The sequence below is a fragment of the Pseudopontixanthobacter vadosimaris genome, from assembly GCF_012979275.1.
Classification (GTDB): Bacteria; Pseudomonadota; Alphaproteobacteria; order Sphingomonadales; family Sphingomonadaceae; genus Pseudopontixanthobacter; species Pseudopontixanthobacter vadosimaris.
Map to the genome: position 1 here is coordinate 26,908 of NZ_JABASZ010000025.1, position 16,234 is coordinate 43,141.

A 16,234-nucleotide genomic window follows, 5' to 3' on the forward strand; every position below is an offset into this window, starting at 1 on the left:
TACAGGATTAACTGCGATGGACGACCCGAACAATCCGCGCGACATGATGTCGCCGCCCCGTACCGGCGATGACCGGCCACCGCAGCAATTGCATAAGATGGGGTTCGATCTTCCGCTGGGAAACGATCTCGCTTCCATCCGCCGCCGGATCGAACAGGCCGAACGCCTGCTCGAGAGCAGCTTCACCATTCCCGGCACCAATTATCCGGTGGGTCTGGATGCTGTGATCGGGCTGGTTCCCGTCGTAGGCGATCTGATTTCGGCGGCGCTCGGCAGCTATATCGTGTGGGAGGCGCGCAATCTCGGCCTGCCTAAATGGAAGCTGTTCCGGATGATGGGCAATCTCGGCGTGGACACGGCCATCGGCGCCATCCCGCTGGTCGGCGATGCCTTCGACCTCGCCTTCCGGTCCAACACCCGAAACTTGCGAATCGTGCGGCGTCATCTCGACAAGCATCATCCCGAAACGCGGATCATCGAACAATGAAGGGTGCGCTTCATGCCGTCTGACGTGACCTACGCCTCTTATCTGGATCTTGATCGCATTCTGTCGGCGCAGCATCCGGCGTCGGATGCTCACGACGAAATGCTGTTCATCGTGGTGCATCAGGCCAGCGAATTGTGGCTCAAACTCTGCCTGCACGAATTGCGCGCCGCGCGGCAGGGGATCATCGCGGGCGATCTGCGGCCCGCCTTCAAGATGCTGGCGCGGGTGGCGCGGGCGCAGAACCAGCTGATCCACAGCTGGGAAGTCCTGTCGACCATGACGCCGCACGACTATTCGCGTGTGCGCCCGTTTCTCGGCACTTCGTCGGGCTTTCAGTCGGCGCAATACCGGTTGATGGAATTCATGCTGGGCGGGCGCAATCCCGACATGGTCACCATGCACGAGGCAACGCCCGAAGTGGCGCGCGAATTGCGCGCCGAACTGGACCGCCCCAGCCTTTATGACGAGGCGGTGCGGCTGCTGGCGCGGCGCGGCTTTGCCATTCCCGGTGACGTGCTGAACCGTGAGACGGGCGGGGCATGGCAGCCGAGCGAAGCCGTGGAAGCTGCATGGGCCGACATCTACCGCAATCCCGAAGAGCATTGGGATCTGTACGAACTGGCGGAAAAGCTGGTCGATCTGGAATATCACTTCCAGCGCTGGCGTTTCGGCCATCTCAAGACGGTGGAGCGGATCATCGGCTTCAAGCGCGGCACGGGCGGTACCGCCGGGGTGGCCTATCTCGCCAAGGTGCTCGAGCAGACCTTCTTCCCCGAATTGCTGTCGGTGAGGACCGAAATATGAGCAGCTGGAAATCCGCCAGGCGCATCCATGACATTTCGCAGACCCTGCGTCCCGGTCTGCCGGTCTGGCCGGGCGATACCGATTTCACGCTGGAGCGCAGCTGGCGAATGGAGGACGGTTCGCCGGTAAACGTGGCACGCATGACGATGTCGACCCATTCGGGCACGCATGGCGATGCCCCGCTGCATTACGCCCATGATGCGGGTGATGCCGCCAGCCTCGCTCTCGACCCTTATATCGGCGAATGCCTGGTGGTCGATGCCCGCGATGCCGGCCCCGTCATCGGTATCGGCGATCTGCCGGATATCGAAAGCACCGATCGCGTGCTGTTCCGCACCTTCGACAAATTTCCCCATCATGCCTGGCCCGACAGCTTTACCACCATCGCGCCAGAGGCGATCGACTGGCTGGCGGTGCAGGGCGTGAAGCTGGTCGGACTGGACTCGCCATCGCTCGACCCGCAGGATTCCAAGGACATGGCGGCGCATCTGGCCGTGCTGAAGGCTGATATGCGGATATTGGAAGGGCTGGTCCTGGATGAGATCAAGCCGGGGCGGTATGAATTGATCGCCCTGCCGCTGAAGATAGCAGGCGGCGATGCCGGCCTCTGCCGTGCAATCCTGCGTGAACTGGCATGAATTTGCGCAAGGAAGCTGTCCGCCGCGATAAGGCCGATCCGCTCGCCCGCTATCGCGAGCGTTTTCATCTGCCGGACGGGATCATCTATCTCGACGGCAATTCGCTTGGCGCTCTGCCGAAGGCCACCTGCGAACGCATGGCGCAGGTGGTGACCGGGGAATGGGGTCAGGGGCTGATCCGTAGCTGGAACGATGCGGGGAGCGGCGGCGCAGGCTGGATTTCGCTTTCGCGGCGGGTCGGGGCGAAGATCGCGCCGCTGATCGGCGCCGATACGGAGGAGGTGATCGCCTGCGATTCCACCTCGGTCAATCTGTTCAAGCTGATCGCCGCGGCGCTGGACATGCAGGCGCGGCAGGCAGGCGGTGCCGGTCTGAACGCGCGCAAGGTGATCCTGTCAGAAGCCGGCAATTTCCCGACCGATCTTTACATGATCGCCGGTCTGGAGCGGCAGGGACTGGCGGAGCGCCGGCTGGCCGAACGCGATGGCATCGCGGCGGCACTCTCGGGCGACGTGGCCCTGCTGATGCTGACCCATGTTCACTACAAGACCGGTGCGATGTACGACATGCGGGCGCTGACCGCCGCTGCGCAGGATGCCGGCGCGTTGGTGCTTTGGGATCTGTCCCATTCGACCGGTGCGGTGCCGGTCGTGCTGAACGATTGCAACGCCGATTTCGCGGTGGGTTGCGGCTATAAATATCTGAATGGCGGGCCGGGCGCGCCAGCCTTCGCCTATGCCGCGCGCAGGCACCACGACAGGCTGGCACAGCCGCTGACGGGTTGGTTCGGCCATGAACGGCCTTTCGCTTTCGTTGACGATTATGCTCCTGCGCCGGGTATCGAAAGGATGCTCGCCGGGACGCCCCCGGTGCTGGGCCTCAGCGCGCTTGAAGTCGGAGTGGACCTGATTGCAGAGATCGGCATCGCCAATTTGCGCGAGAAATCGCTGAAAATGGGAGCTTTCTTCCTCGAATGCCTCGAGCAGATGAACCTCACCTTGGAGCTGGTCAGCCCCGCGAATGGCGCGGAACGGGGCAGCCAGCTGTCGTTCCGCCACGACGAAGCCTATGCCATCAGCCAGGCGTTGATCGCACGCGGAGTGATCGGCGATTTCCGCGATCCGGACATTTTGCGGCTGGGCTTCGCCCCCGCCTATCTGTCGTTTGGCGATCTTTGGCAGGCGGCGGATATTCTGCGGCAGGTCATCACCAATCGGGAATGGGACCGGGACCAATTTCGCAGGCGGGCCGCCGTGACCTGATCGGCGGAGCTGGGCGTCAGGCTTCCAGCTCGATGTCCCAATACAGCCAGTCGCGCCAGGTCTCGTGCAGGAAACCTGGCGGGAACCGCTTGCCCCGCTGTTGCAATTGCCAGCTGGTCGGGCGGATCGGTCGCACCTGCGTCATATGCGCCTGCGAGGGGGTGCGCCCGCCCTTCTTCATATTGCAGGGCGCACAGGCGGTGACGATATTCTCCCACGTCGTTTTCCCGCCCATTCGCCGGGGAATGACGTGATCGAAGGTAAGATGGCTGTTGTCGCCGCAATATTGGCAGGCGAAACGGTCGCGCAGGAACAGGTTGAACCGTGTGAAGGCCGGAAATTCGCTGGGCCGCACATATTGGCGCAGCGCGATGACCGAAGGTATCTGCATGTCGAGCGATGGCGAATGCACGTTCCGGTCATAGCTGGCGATGATATCCACCCGGTCGAGGAACACCGCCTTGATCGCGGTCTGCCAGGGCCAGATGCTGAGGGGATAATAGGACAGCGGCGTGTAGTCGGCGTTCAGCACCAGCGCCGGGCAGGATTGCGGACTGCGCGTCGCATCTTCCTCGGCGCTGCGAAAGCGCGCGGCTGTTTCGATCAGATCGGCCTTGAACACGGTCGGCGTTCCCTCCTGATGGTTGTACAGGGACCATTGCCGAAGGAAAAAATCAACCCTGTTACGTCTGCCCCTCCACAGCCATTCCGTTAATTGCGCGGGTCCGCTAACGTCATGCAGATCATGATCGTCTCGCGCTTCGCCCCCAGTCCCAACGGTCCGCTGCACCTTGGCCATGCTCTGTCGGCCATCGTCGCGCATGATGCGGCAGAAGCGGAAGGCGGCCTTGCGCTGCTGCGGATCGAGGATGTGGATGCGGCCCGCGCCCGGCCTGACATGGCGGCGGAATTCCGCGCCGATTTGACATGGCTCGGCCTCCAATTCGGCGAAGTTCCGGCACAGTCGCTGCGGCTGGATGACTATGCACGGGCTGCCGATCGCCTGAAGGCCGATGGCCTCCTTTATCCCTGCCGCTGCAGCCGGACCGAACAGGCCCGCGACAGGCCCGCCGCCGAGGAGCGTTCCGCAGGTGGCACCGCGCCCGCCCGGTGCCGCATCTGCAAGACGGGCCTGAGCGATGCGGCAGAGGAGCCTGGCACCCGGCCCGTCGCCTGGCGGCTGGACATCATCGAAGCCATGCGGCGCACCGGCCCCCTGCGCTGGACCGACATGCGCGCCGGACCGCAGAACGCCCGGCCCGATCTGCTGGGCGATATCGTCCTGGTGCCGAAACATGCCGCTGCCGCCTATCATCTGGCCGCGACGCTGGACGATGCGGCCGATGGGGTGACGCTGGTCACGCGGGGGCAGGATCTGTTTGCCGCCACGCATGTGCATCGCCTGCTGCAGGCCCTGCTCGGCCTGCCGGTTCCGCAATGGCTCCACCATCCGCTGGTCCGGGACGAAAGCGGCGAGAAGCTGGCGAAAAGCCGCCTGTCGGCATCGCTCGCCAGCCGCCGCCATGCCGGTGAGGACGGGCTGGAACTGGCCCGCGCCCTGCGCGAGGGGCGGCTGCCTTCAGGGCTGCACCTGTTCTAGCATTCCGCCGCCGCCGGGCCTATATGGCAAGGCATGAACACTCTGCTCGTCATCCTGCTTGTCGTCCTGTGCGGACTTGTCGTCTATTCTCTCGTGCGGGGCATCATCGCCTTCATGAAAAGCACCAAGATCGATCTCGAAACGGGGGAGGGGCAGGATGCTACCGACATGCAGCTGATGCAGAACAAGATGATGTTCGCCCGCATCAAATATCAGGCCCTTGCGGTTCTGGTGGTGGCGGTTTTACTGATGATCAGCAACTGATCCGATCGCATCATGGTAAAGCTGAACAAGATTTACACGCGAACGGGCGATGATGGCACTACGGGCCTCGTCGATGGCTCGCGCGCTGCAAAACACGCCCTGCGGATCGAAGCGATCGGCCGGGTGGACGAGGCGAACAGCGCCGTTGGTCTTGCTGCCGCCGCGCTGAAGGACACCCTACATCGCGATGCGCTGATGCGGGTGCAGAACGACCTGTTCGATCTCGGTGCCGATCTCGCCACGCCAGCGGACGACAAGGATGATTTTGCACCTTCGGACATGGTCCTGCGGATCGTTCCGGCGCAGACCGACTGGCTCGAACAGGCGATCGACTCCTTCAACGAAAACCTCGGACCGCTCACCAGCTTCGTCCTGCCCGGCGGCAGCGAGGCTGCGGCACGAACTCATGTCGCCCGCGCCACGACTCGCGCGGCAGAGCGGGCGATGACCCGGCTGGCCGAAGAAGAGGCGATCAATCCGGCGGCGATCGCCTATGTCAATCGCCTGTCCGATCTTCTGTTCGTGCTGGCACGGGTGCTGAACGACAATGGCGGGTCGGACGTCAAATGGGTTCCCGGCGGCAGCCGCTGATCTGCACATCAGGCATGTTCCGTAGGCTGGAAGTTTCGATCCCGATGCTCTAGCGCAGCCATCCATGCTGCATCTGCGAAGGATTCAAAGTGATCAATAAAGTGGCCGTAATCGGCGCGGGCCAGATGGGTTCGGGCATCGCCCAGACCATCGCCCGACACGGAATGGAGGTGATGCTTTCCGATGTCGATCTCGCAGTCGCGGAAAAGGCGCGCGAAAAGATCGGCGCGGCACTCGCGCGCATGATTTCGCGCGGCAAGATCGAAGCTGGCGTAGCTGAGAGCGCTCTGGCGCGGATCACGCCGGTCGCCAGTTATGAACCAATGGCCGATGCCGATTTGATCATCGAGGCCGCAACCGAAAAGGAAGCGGTAAAGCGCGCGATTTTCGCCGAAGCGGGCAAGGTGCTGCGAGGCGATGCAATACTCGCCAGCAATACCAGTTCAATTCCCATCACCCGCATGGCGCAGGCCAGCCCCGACCCTGCCCGCTTCATCGGGCTGCATTTCTTCAACCCGGTGCCGGTCATGGGCCTCATCGAAGTGATTCCCGGCCTTGCCACCAGCGACGACACGGTGGCGCGCGTGCGCCAGTTCGCAAAGCGGCTGAACAAGGAAGTGGTGGAAGCACAGGACGAGCCGGGTTTCGTCGTCAACCGCATCCTGCTGCCGATGATCAACGAGGCAGTTTTCGTGCTGGGGCAGGGCACCGCCGATGTCGCCGATATCGACAAGGGCTGCCGCATAGGCCTCAATCACCCGATGGGCCCGCTGGAACTGGCGGATTTCGTGGGGCTGGACACCTGCCTCGATATTATCATGGTGCTGTATAACACCACGGGCGACAGCAAGTACCGGCCCGCGCCGTTGCTGGTCAAATATGTCGAGGCCGGCTGGCTCGGCCGCAAGAGTGGGCGAGGCTTCTACGATTATTCCGGGCAGGAGCCTGTCCCGACCCGTTAAGGCGGGAACATGGCGCCAGCCCCGGTCGTTGATGCGGCAAAGGAGAATTCGCCATGAGCAGCGACAAGCAGAAGAGTGACAAAAGCGGCGTGGGCGAGAGCAAGGAACAGCGAATGAGCGAACTTGCACCCGAATTGCACAATGACGAGCAGGACGATCACCGCAATCAGGCGCAGGAAGTTGCGAAAGACGCACGGGGGTTGACGCCTGCCACCCCCAGCCCGACCGAAAGCGTCAAAAGCGATAGCAAGAGCGGGCTGATGAACGATTCGACGCAGGATACCGTCGATCACATGCGCGACATGGAAAGCTCGGGGCGCATCGACATGGATGCCTATCGCGGCGAGCCGAACCACGACGACAATGTCGATAAATATGGCAAGGGCCACAAACCCGATGGCCTGCGCGGCGACGGCACCTGACGCAGCCGGTCGTTTCCGTCAGGTGGACGGAGCGACCTCGCCATTGTTCAGAACCCAAAGGCCCGCAATCAGCACTGCCGCCCCGAAGGCGACGGCAAATCCAAGCAGGCGGAAATTGGGTGTCGAGGCGGGCTTCATCCGGTGAGAATTGAGGCGTGCCATCGTCTTGCAGGTGCGCCGCTGCGCGACAATGGCCAGAATACCGCCTGCCGCGACGAACATCGTGGCGATGGCCTTGGCCAGCCAGGGCGGCTGGAATTCACCGAACACCGCGCGGAACGCCAGTCCGATGCCGATGGCAGCAAAGGCCGTTCGCATCCAGCCGGCGAAGGTCCGCTCCACGGCCATGATATTGCGATCCTCGGCGAGATCGGTCCGTTGTTCGGCCAGATCGATCGAGGAATCATTCGAGGAGTTCGTATCGTCGCTCATCGGCAGGCAGCCTATCACCCGCACCCGGTTCCGCAACCGGTTCGATCGTATCGCCCGTCGAAGGACCGGCATCCAGCAGTACCGGGTCGGGCGTGTCCGACATGGGCGTCGGATCGAGTCCTTCGGCATCGTCGATCAGATCGTCGTCCGCGGCGAAGGCAACAACGTCCTGCCCCAGATCGGCAATGTCGGCAGGCAAACCTTCCGAATAATCCTGCGGCTCGGTGCCCGCAGGATCGGTCATCCGGTCAGCGGCCGCAGAGATCACGCCTTCATCCTTATCGGTTCCGACGAGCGCTGCTGCGGTCAGGAGCGTGAATCCGGCAAAAGCCATGGCGACATATCGGCCCCGGAGCGGATTTCTGCGCATCTGCCGCAGGATAGCGCAGCCGGGTTAACGATCGGTGGCACCGATTTCTTCCTTTAATTCATACAGCAGGTCGAGTGCATCGCGCGGGGTCAGCGCATCGACATCGACGCTGCGCAACCGGTCGCGAAGCGTATCGCATTCCGCCTCCTCGGCCGCGGCGGCAAACAGCGGCAGTTCGCCCAAACCTGCCGCCAGCCCGCCGGTTTCCGCGCGGGTCTTCTCCAGCCTGTCGAGCACGGATCGCGCCCGCTCCACGACCTGTTCCGGCACACCGGCAAGCCGGGCAACGGCCAGGCCATAGGATCGGTCGGCCGGGCCGGTTGCCAGTTCGTGCAGCAGGACCAGTTCGCCCTTCCATTCGCGGGCGCGGACATGGTGCAGCGAAAGCGCATCGCAACTGTCCGCGAGGCGCGACAATTCATGGTAATGGGTGGCGAACAGGCACCTGCAGCAATTGTTTTCATGCACCGCCTCCACGACCGCCCAGGCCAGCGCCAAACCATCGTAAGTGCTCGTCCCCCGGCCGACCTCGTCCAGTATGACGAAGCTGCGCGGTGTTGCCTGCGCCAGGATGGCCGCGGTCTCCACCATCTCGACCATGAAGGTGGAACGTCCCCGCGCCAGGTTGTCGGATGCACCGACGCGGCTGAACAGACGATCCACCAGCCCGATTTCGGCGCTCTCCGCCGGGACGTAACCACCGGCCTGTGCCAGCAGGACGATGAGCGCATTCTGGCGCAGGTAAGTGGATTTGCCGCCCATGTTCGGACCGCCGATCAGCCACAGCCGGTCACTCTCGCTCAGGGTGCAATTATTGGCGACGAAGCGCCTGCCGCTGCGTTCCAGCGCCGCTTCCACCACCGGATGCCTCCCCGATGTGATGGACAGCACGCTAGAGTTCGTGACCGCTGGCCGGCACCAATGCCCTTCGGCGGCTCGTTCGGCCTGTCCCGCAGACACGTCCAGCCGGGCCAGCGCCTCCGCAGTCAGGGCGATGGACCGGCGATGTTCCCCGACCTCGCCGCACAGGCGGCTGAAATGCTCTTCCTCGGCCGCCAGCGCCCGGCCGCCGGCCTCGGCGATACGGTTGGCCTCCTCATGCAATTTCAGCGAGTTGAAGCGCACCGCGCCGGCCATCGTCTGCCGGTGAGTGAAGCCGCTGTCCTGCGCCATCAGCGCATCGGCGTGGCGTGCGGGCACCTCGATGAAATAGCCGAGCACGCCATTGTGCCTGATCTTCAGCGCGGCGACGCCGGTTTCCTCGCGGTAGCGGCTTTCCATCGCGGCAATGGCGCGGCGGGCATTGCCCGATACCTGCCGCAATTCGTCGAGAGCCGCGTCCAGCCCTTCGGCGATGTAGCCCCCCTGGCTGCGTTCCGTGGGCGGCGAGGGCACGAGGGCGCGGGACAGCAGATCGACCAGAGCGCCATGCCCGCCGAGATGCGGCAGCAGCCCGTCCAGCAGCGGCGGCAGGTCGTCCCGTTCCCGCAGATGGTCACGAATGCGCCGCGCCTCGCCCAGCCCGTCGCGCAATTGGCCTAGATCGCGCGGACTTCCGCGTCCCGCCGCCACCCGGCCAAGGGCGCGGCCGATATCGGGCAGGCTGCGCATCGCGGCCCGCAGATCGCCGCGCAGCATGGTATCGGCATGAAGCCATGCGATCAGCGCCAGCCGTTCCTCTATGGCGTCCCGCGACAGCAGGGGCGCTGAAAGGTCTTCCGCCAGTTGCCGCGCACCGGCACCCGTGACGCAGCGGTCGATCGCGGCAAGCAGGCTGCCTTCGCGGCGGCCGTCCTGCGTCTGCACGATCTCGAGGCTGGCGCGGGTCGCTTCGTCCATCGCCAGCGCCGCATCATTGCCGCGCATCACCGGCGGGAGCAGCAAGGGGAGCGATCCGCGTCCGACGTGATCCAGATAGGCGATCAACCCCGCAGCTGCGGCCAGGGCGGCGCGTCCGAAATTGCCGAAACCGTCCAGAGTCGCCACGCCATGCAGCGCCTGCAGGCGTTCGGCACCCGATGCACTGTCGAAACTTTGCGCAGGCCTGCTGACCGCATCCGCAGGAATCACCGGCACCGCAGGAGAATCACCGGTCGGCAGATCGTCCGGCACGATCAGTTCGCTTGCGCCGACACGGGCAAGAATGGCGGCGAGTTCTTCCTCCCTCGTTTCCTCCAGCTCCATCCGGCCGGTCGAAATATCGCAGGAAGCAATTCCCAGCTGGCCGCGGACCACGCACAGCGCCGCCAGCCGGTTCGCGCGGCGCGGTTCCAGCAGCGCTTCTTCCGTCAGCGTGCCGGCCGTGACCAAGCGCACGATGTCGCGCTTCACCAGCGCCTTCGATCCGCCGCGCTTCTTCGCCTCCGCCGGTGTCTCCACCTGTTCGGCGATGGCCACGCGGCAGCCTGCCCTGATCAGCCGCGCCAGGTAATTCTCCGCCGCATGGACCGGCACACCGCACATCGGCACGGGTGCGCCGTCATGTTCGCCCCGCGTCGTCAACGCGATGTCCAGAATTGCCGCCGCCTTGCGCGCATCGTCGAAGAACAGTTCGAAGAAATCGCCCATCCGGTAGAACAGCAGACACCCCGCCGCCTGCGCCTTCAGCATCAGATATTGAGTCATCATCGGCGTGGGTTTCGCGGCCATGCGGCAGCGTTAGCCGAGGCAGCGGCGATTCGGAACAAGCGCCGCGGCGGTTTCCCCTGATTGCCCCCTGTATTCCGCGCCGGCTTTCCCCTAGGCCAGCGGCGGAAATTCACCCTTGGGGAACATGCCGTGGCCGACAGCAAAGACAATCACACCGACCAGACCGCAACGCCGGAGAGTGTTTCGGACCAGCCGGTTGCGGAGGAACGCAAGGGCGGCTTCACCACGCGCGAGGCGCTGTTCTATCACGAGACATTGCGCCCGGGTAAGATCGAGATCATCGCGTCGAAGCCGATGGCGACTCAGCGCGACCTCAGCCTCGCCTATTCGCCGGGCGTTGCCGCGCCCGTCCAGGCGATTGCCGACGATCCGGCGATGGCAGCCCGCTATACGGCGCGCTCGAACCTGGTTGCAGTCATTTCCAACGGCACGGCCATTCTCGGCATGGGTAACCTGGGCGCGCTGGCATCCAAGCCGGTGATGGAGGGCAAGGCCGTGTTGTTCAAGCGGTTCGCCGATGTCGATTCCATCGATATCGAACTCGACACCGAAGACCCGGACAAGTTCATCGAGGCCGTCGCCTTGATGGAGCCGACCTTTGGCGGCATCAATCTGGAAGATATCGCCGCACCCGAATGTTTCATCATCGAACAGGCGCTGCGCGAACGCATGAACATCCCCGTCATGCATGACGACCAGCACGGCACCGCCATCATCGCGGCTGCCGGACTGATCAATGCCTGTCACCTGACCGGCCGCGATCTGAAGGACGTGAAGATGGTGGTGAACGGGGCGGGTGCCTCGGCGCTGGCCTGCACGGCATTGGTAAAAGCCATGGGCGTGCGCCACGATAATGTAATCGTCTGCGACCGTACCGGCCCGATCTATCCCGGGCGCAAGGATGTCGACCAGTGGAAAAGCGCGCATGCCGTGGCGACCGAGGCGCGCACGCTGGAAGAAGCACTCGACGGTGCGGATATCTTCCTCGGCCTCTCGGCTGCCGGTGCGCTGAAGCCGGAATGGGTCGAGAAAATGGCGAATCAGCCCATCATCTTCGCCATGGCCAACCCGGTGCCGGAAATCATGCCGGACGAGGCGAAAAGGGTGCGCCCCGATGCGATCATCGCCACAGGGCGATCGGATTATCCGAACCAGGTGAACAATGTCCTCGGCTTCCCCTTCATCTTCCGCGGCGCGCTGGATGTGCGCGCCACTGCGATCAACGAGGAAATGAAGATTGCCGCCGCCCGAGCCATCGCGGAACTGGCGCGCGAACGCGTGCCCGAGGAAGTCGCCGCCGCTTACGGTGTTCAGCACCAGTTCGGCCGCGACTACATCATTCCCGCCCCGTTCGACCCGCGCCTGATGGAACGGGTTTCGAGCGCGGTGGCCAAGGCCGCGATGGATTCCGGCGTGGCGCAGGATTCCATCGCGGATTTCGAGGATTACCGCCTCAGCCTGAAAGCACGCCTCAACCCGACCACCTCGGTTCTGACCCGCGTCTACGAAGAGGCGCAAAAGCACCCCAAGCGGGTCGTCTTCGCCGAAGCCGAAGAGGATGTCGTGCTGCGCGCCGCCATCCAGTTCCGCGATTTCGGCTATGGCACGCCCGTCCTTGTCGGCCGAACCCATGCGGTGCTGGCCAAATTGGAGGAACTCGCCATCGAGGATCCGGCCAGCTTCGAGATCCAGAACTCCAATGATTCCGAGCATGTGCCGGAAATGGTGGAATATCTCTATCAGCGTTTGCAGCGGCGCGGCTATACCGAACGCGACGTGCGCCGCATGGTCAATCAGGACCGCAACGTCTTCGCCTCGCTGCTCCTGGCGCTCGGCCATGGCGAGGCCATGATTTCGGGCCTCACGCGCCCCTTTGCACAGACGATGAAGGAAGTGAGCCTCGTTCTCGACCCCAAGCCGGGGCAGGTGCCTTTCGGCATCCATTTGATGATCGGCAAGAATTACACGACCTTCCTTGCCGATACGACGATCAACGAGCGTCCGACCAAGGAAGAACTGGCGCATATCGCCCGCGAAACCGCTGCGGTCGCAAGGCGGCTGGGGCATGAACCGCGCGTTGCCTTCCTGTCCTATTCCACCTTCGGCAACCCCAGTGGCAAATGGCTGGAAAATATCCGCGGCGCGGTGCATCTGCTGGACGAGGAAGGGGCGGATTTCGAATATGAAGGCGAGATGGCGCCCGACGCGGCCCTGAACGCAAAGGTCATGGAACTCTATCCGTTCAGTCGTCTGTCGGCCCCGGCCAACGTGCTGATCATGCCCGGTCTGCAATCGGCCAATCTGTCGGCCAAGCTGCTGCGCGAACTGGCCGGGAACCCGACGATCGGCCCGATGATGATCGGCATGGAAAAGCCGGTCCAGATCGCGCCGATGACCGCGATCGCGCCCGATGTGCTCACTCTCGCCGTGCTCGCTGCGGCAGGAGTGGTCGGTTAGAGGCCGCCTTGGCCGCCAGCTTTTCGGGTCCATCCGCATCGGGGCTGGCTGGCGGTCACATGCCAGCCCCGATGTGCCAGTTCACCCGTCAGGCCGAGGCCGCCTGATCCGCCGATGATGAGCGCTTGTCGGTCTGCCCTGCGTCAATCGTCCTTGCTCCGACAATCGTTGCAGGCTCAAGCGGCGAGAGTGGACGGGCGTTCCGGATGTAAGGACCGCCAAGGCCTCAGCGCCGGCGATAGCGGAAATACCAGACCTCGTGTCCCTGCCGCCGGGCCTTCGCCTCGTAGCGGGTTTCGCACCAGCCGCCGGGGCGTTGCTGCCAGCTATGCGGCCCCTCCACCAGCCATTCGAAGTGATGCGTATGGCGGCGCATGACCATCAGGGCGTGCTGCAGGTAAATATCATGATCGGTGCCGAAGCGGAACTCTCCACCCGGCTTCAGCTTGGCCGCGATCAGGTCCAGCGGGCCGTCATTCATCATCCGCCGCTTGGCATGGCGGGCCTTGGGCCAGGGATCGGGGTGCAGCAGATAGACGAAGCTGAGCGCCCCGTCGGGTACGCGGGCGAGCACCTCGAGCGCATCGCCCAACTGAATGCGGACGTTGCCGAGGCCCTTGTCCCGCACGTGGGCCAGAGCGCCGACGACGCCGTTGACGAAGGGTTCGGCGCCGATGAAACCGTGATCGGGCAGCAGATCGGCACGATAGGCCAGATGTTCGCCCGCACCGAAGCCGATCTCGAAATGCAGCGGCACATCCTGCCCGAACAGGCGCCGTGCCGTGACGGGGCCGCTATCCGGAACTGCAATCTTTGGCAGAAACCGGTCGACCAGCTCCTGCTGACCTTTCCGCAAACCCCGCGACTGGGTGCGGCCGTACAAGCGGTTGAGCGTCGTGGGATCGCCGGATTTATGCGCTGTCATGCCCGCGCAGATACAGTATTTTCCCGCGCTCTCAAGCGGCAGCCGGGCCTGCATTCATCACGTGCGGCGATCACGCCGCTTCGGCGGCATCCTCATCATCGCGCAGGACGTAACCTCGGCCCCAGACGGTCTCGATGTAGTTTTCACCGCCGCAGGTGTGCGACAGTTTCTTGCGCAGCTTGCAGATGAAGACGTCGATGATCTTCAGTTCGGGTTCGTCCATGCCGCCATACAGATGGTTGAGGAACATCTCCTTGGTCAGCGTGGTGCCCTTGCGAAGCGAGAGCAGTTCCAGCATCGCATATTCCTTGCCGGTCAGATGGACGCGCGCGCCGTCGACCTCGACCGTCTTGGCATCCAGGTTGACCGCCAGCTTGCCGGTGCGGATGACCGACTGGCTGTGCCCCTTGGAACGGCGAACCACGGCATGGATGCGCGCGATCAGTTCCTCGCGGTGAAAGGGCTTCGTCACGTAATCGTCGGCGCCAAAGCCAAAGCTGCGGATCTTGCTGTCCATCTCGGCAATGCCCGACAGGATCAGCACCGGCGTCTGCACCTTGGCGACGCGCAATTTCTTGAGAACGTCATAACCGTGCATATCGGGCAGGTTGAGATCGAGCAGGATAATGTCGTAATCGTATAATTTGCCCAGATCGAGGCCTTCTTCGCCAAGATCGGTCGAATAGACGTTGAAACCTTCTGTCGTCAGCATCAGTTCGATGGCCTTCGCCGTCGTTGGTTCGTCTTCGATCAGCAGAACGCGCATGGGATCAATCCCCCCCTGTTAGCCCGGAACTCCGTTCGTAATCCCCTGTAAAGGTGTTGACCGGAGTTAACCACACAAGGGATGAACGGAAAAGGTTAATCTTGTGTAAATGGTCAGGCAGATGATGCCCGAATTTCTTACAGGCCGCGCAATTTCTTCTGCCGCCGCCGCTGGACGCTGCTGCCGATGCCCGCAGCCTCCCGATATTTCGCTACTGTCCGGCGGGCGAGATCGTAACCCTGTTCCTTCAGCAATTCCACCAGTCGGTCGTCGGAAAGCACGTTTTTCGCATCCTCCGCATCGGTCAGACTGCGGATCGCCGCCTTGACAGCGGCGCTGCTCGCCCCATCGCCATCGGCGCTGCCGACTCCGCTGGTGAAGAAATATTTCAGTTCGAACGTACCGCGCGGGCAATGCAGATATTTGTTGCTGGTAACCCGGCTGACCGTGCTTTCGTGCATCTCGATGGCGTCGGCCACGATGCGCAGGGTCAGCGGCTTGAGTTCCGAAATGCCCCGCCGGAAGAAGCCTTCCTGCTGCTCCACGATTTCCGCCGTAACCTTCAGAATGGTCTTCTGCCGCTGGTCCAGCGCCTTGATCAGCCAGTTGGCGTCGGACAGCTTTTCGCGCAGCCATGCCTTCGCCTCGGCCCCGCTGCAACCGCCCCTCAGCGACAGATAATAGGGGCGGTTGACCACGAGGCGCGGCAAGCTGGCCGGGTTGATCGCAATGTCCCAGCCGCCCTGCGCCGGTGCCAGCAGAACGTCAGGCACGATGGCGGCGCTGACCCCGCCGCCATAGGCGATGCCTGGCTTGGGATCGTAACTGCGCAATTCGGCCAGCATCTCGGCGAAATCCTCGTCATCGACATTGCAGATGCGCTTCAGGCGGCGGAAATCGCCTTTCGCGACGAGATCCAGATTGTCGATCAGGTTTTCCATGCAGGGGTCGTACCGGTCCGCTTCGCGGGCCTGCAGGGCGAGGCATTCCGAAAGGCTGCGCGCCCCGACGCCGGTGGGGTCGAGCGTGTGGATCACGGCAAGGGCGGCTTCCACCTCCGCCAGCGGCACCTGCAGATCACCCGCAACATCGAGCAGGCTGGAGGCGAGATAGCCGGCTTCGTCCAGCAGGCCGATCAGCGTCCTCGCGATGAATGCCTGCCGCTCGTTCGCCGCAGCGGCGCCGATCTGGCTGTCGAGATGCTGCGCAAGGGTAGGCCCATCCGCGCCCCGCTCGTCGATATCCGGCCCCTCGGCACCCGTGCCGCCCGCCGGGATGGCCGATCCCCATTCCCCGTCACCCGTTTCGCGGTCGCCATCCAGCGCGGCGGGATCGATATCGAGTGCTGCGTCCCCGCCAGAGGCGAGACTGTCGGCGCTCTGGTCAAAAGGTCCGTCATCCGAGCCGTTTGCCGCTCCGCCCGGCTCCTCCTCGCGGCTGACCTCGCCCGCTTCCAGCAGGGGATTGCTTTCCAGCGCCTCGCCGATAAAACTTTCTATCTCGAGGTTCGGCAGCGCCAGAAGCTTGATCGCCTGCTGCAATTGCGGCGTCATCACCAGTGATTGCGACTGCCGCAGCTCCAGGCGGGGGCCGATCGCCATGCCT

17 protein-coding genes are annotated in these 16,234 nt (G+C 63.6%); 10 read left to right on the forward strand and 7 right to left on the reverse strand.

Annotation, left to right across the window (positions count from 1 at the left end; translation table 11 throughout):
• The first annotated feature begins 97 nt into the window (after positions 1 to 97).
• Genes HG250_RS05325 through kynU form a run of 4 tightly spaced genes read left to right on the forward strand, consistent with a single transcriptional unit; the run spans position 98 to position 3,191 of the window.
• Positions 98 to 487 carry a DUF4112 domain-containing protein gene (locus HG250_RS05325; RefSeq protein WP_170003924.1) on the forward strand — a complete coding sequence of 130 codons (390 nt, stop codon included), beginning with the start codon at positions 98 to 100 and terminating at the stop codon, positions 485 to 487.
• Between the two features lie 12 nt (positions 488 to 499).
• Positions 500 to 1,291 (forward strand): tryptophan 2,3-dioxygenase, encoded by a 792-nt coding sequence (locus tag HG250_RS05330; protein WP_170003426.1) that lies wholly within the window; start codon positions 500 to 502, stop codon positions 1,289 to 1,291.
• The gene (gene kynB / locus HG250_RS05335; protein ID WP_170003428.1) at positions 1,288 to 1,929 is read left to right on the forward strand and encodes an arylformamidase; all 642 of its coding nucleotides are present in this window, start codon (positions 1,288 to 1,290) and stop codon (positions 1,927 to 1,929) included. The genes HG250_RS05330 and kynB overlap by 4 nt, the downstream gene beginning before the upstream one ends.
• On the forward strand, positions 1,926 to 3,191 hold the full coding sequence (gene kynU, locus HG250_RS05340; protein WP_170003430.1) for a kynureninase: 1,266 nt from the start codon (positions 1,926 to 1,928) through the stop codon (positions 3,189 to 3,191). Before kynB ends, kynU begins: the two co-directional genes overlap by 4 nt.
• A gap of 16 nt (positions 3,192 to 3,207) precedes the next feature.
• Here the strand turns inward: kynU and HG250_RS05345 are convergent, their stop codons facing one another.
• The gene (locus tag HG250_RS05345) at positions 3,208 to 3,795 is read right to left on the reverse strand and encodes an HNH endonuclease (RefSeq protein WP_338103872.1); all 588 of its coding nucleotides are present in this window, start codon (positions 3,793 to 3,795) and stop codon (positions 3,208 to 3,210) included.
• Positions 3,796 to 3,936: 141 nt separating this feature from the next.
• On the opposite strand from HG250_RS05345, the gene gluQRS reads away from it, so the two are divergent.
• The 5 genes from gluQRS to HG250_RS05370 all read left to right on the forward strand — a co-directional run bounded on the left by gluQRS (position 3,937) and on the right by HG250_RS05370 (position 7,030).
• Positions 3,937 to 4,791: a tRNA glutamyl-Q(34) synthetase GluQRS gene (gene gluQRS / locus HG250_RS05350; protein ID WP_170003926.1), complete on the forward strand. Its 855-nt coding sequence runs from the start codon at positions 3,937 to 3,939 to the stop codon at positions 4,789 to 4,791.
• A gap of 33 nt (positions 4,792 to 4,824) precedes the next feature.
• Positions 4,825 to 5,055: an HIG1 domain-containing protein gene (locus HG250_RS05355; protein ID WP_170003434.1), complete on the forward strand. Its 231-nt coding sequence runs from the start codon at positions 4,825 to 4,827 to the stop codon at positions 5,053 to 5,055.
• A gap of 12 nt (positions 5,056 to 5,067) precedes the next feature.
• Entirely contained in the window at positions 5,068 to 5,646 is a 579-nt protein-coding gene (locus tag HG250_RS05360) for a cob(I)yrinic acid a,c-diamide adenosyltransferase (RefSeq protein ID WP_170003436.1), read from the forward strand.
• A 92-nt stretch (positions 5,647 to 5,738) separates the two neighbouring features.
• Positions 5,739 to 6,608 (forward strand): 3-hydroxybutyryl-CoA dehydrogenase, encoded by an 870-nt coding sequence (locus HG250_RS05365; protein ID WP_170003928.1) that lies wholly within the window; start codon positions 5,739 to 5,741, stop codon positions 6,606 to 6,608.
• 53 nt (positions 6,609 to 6,661) lie between these two features.
• Positions 6,662 to 7,030 carry a hypothetical protein gene (locus HG250_RS05370; RefSeq protein WP_170003438.1) on the forward strand — a complete coding sequence of 123 codons (369 nt, stop codon included), beginning with the start codon at positions 6,662 to 6,664 and terminating at the stop codon, positions 7,028 to 7,030.
• An 18-nt stretch (positions 7,031 to 7,048) separates the two neighbouring features.
• On the opposite strand, the gene HG250_RS05375 is transcribed toward HG250_RS05370, so the two are convergent.
• Genes HG250_RS05375 through mutS form a run of 3 tightly spaced genes read right to left on the reverse strand, consistent with a single transcriptional unit; the run spans position 7,049 to position 10,481 of the window.
• Complete coding sequence (locus tag HG250_RS05375; RefSeq protein WP_170003440.1) at positions 7,049 to 7,462, reverse strand: YidH family protein; 414 nt, start codon at positions 7,460 to 7,462, stop codon at positions 7,049 to 7,051.
• Positions 7,434 to 7,796, reverse strand: coding sequence for a hypothetical protein (locus HG250_RS05380; RefSeq protein ID WP_170003442.1), 363 nt, complete (start codon positions 7,794 to 7,796; stop codon positions 7,434 to 7,436). Before HG250_RS05380 ends, HG250_RS05375 begins: the two co-directional genes overlap by 29 nt.
• 60 nt (positions 7,797 to 7,856) lie before the next feature.
• Complete coding sequence (gene mutS / locus HG250_RS05385) at positions 7,857 to 10,481, reverse strand: DNA mismatch repair protein MutS (protein WP_170003443.1); 2,625 nt, start codon at positions 10,479 to 10,481, stop codon at positions 7,857 to 7,859.
• A gap of 237 nt (positions 10,482 to 10,718) precedes the next feature.
• Between mutS and HG250_RS05390 the strand changes: the two genes are divergently transcribed.
• A complete protein-coding gene (locus HG250_RS05390; protein WP_205763544.1) occupies positions 10,719 to 12,938 on the forward strand; it encodes an NADP-dependent malic enzyme in 2,220 nt (739 codons plus the stop codon).
• A 226-nt stretch (positions 12,939 to 13,164) separates the two neighbouring features.
• Here the strand turns inward: HG250_RS05390 and trmB are convergent, their stop codons facing one another.
• The 3 genes from trmB to rpoN form a co-directional block, all read right to left on the reverse strand.
• Positions 13,165 to 13,863: a tRNA (guanine(46)-N(7))-methyltransferase TrmB gene (gene trmB / locus HG250_RS05395; RefSeq protein WP_170003447.1), complete on the reverse strand. Its 699-nt coding sequence runs from the start codon at positions 13,861 to 13,863 to the stop codon at positions 13,165 to 13,167.
• Between the two features lie 70 nt (positions 13,864 to 13,933).
• Entirely contained in the window at positions 13,934 to 14,629 is a 696-nt protein-coding gene (ctrA, locus tag HG250_RS05400; protein WP_170003449.1) for a response regulator transcription factor CtrA, read from the reverse strand.
• A gap of 137 nt (positions 14,630 to 14,766) precedes the next feature.
• Entirely contained in the window at positions 14,767 to 16,230 is a 1,464-nt protein-coding gene (gene rpoN, locus HG250_RS05405) for an RNA polymerase factor sigma-54 (RefSeq protein ID WP_170003451.1), read from the reverse strand.
• Positions 16,231 to 16,234: the final 4 nt, after the last annotated feature.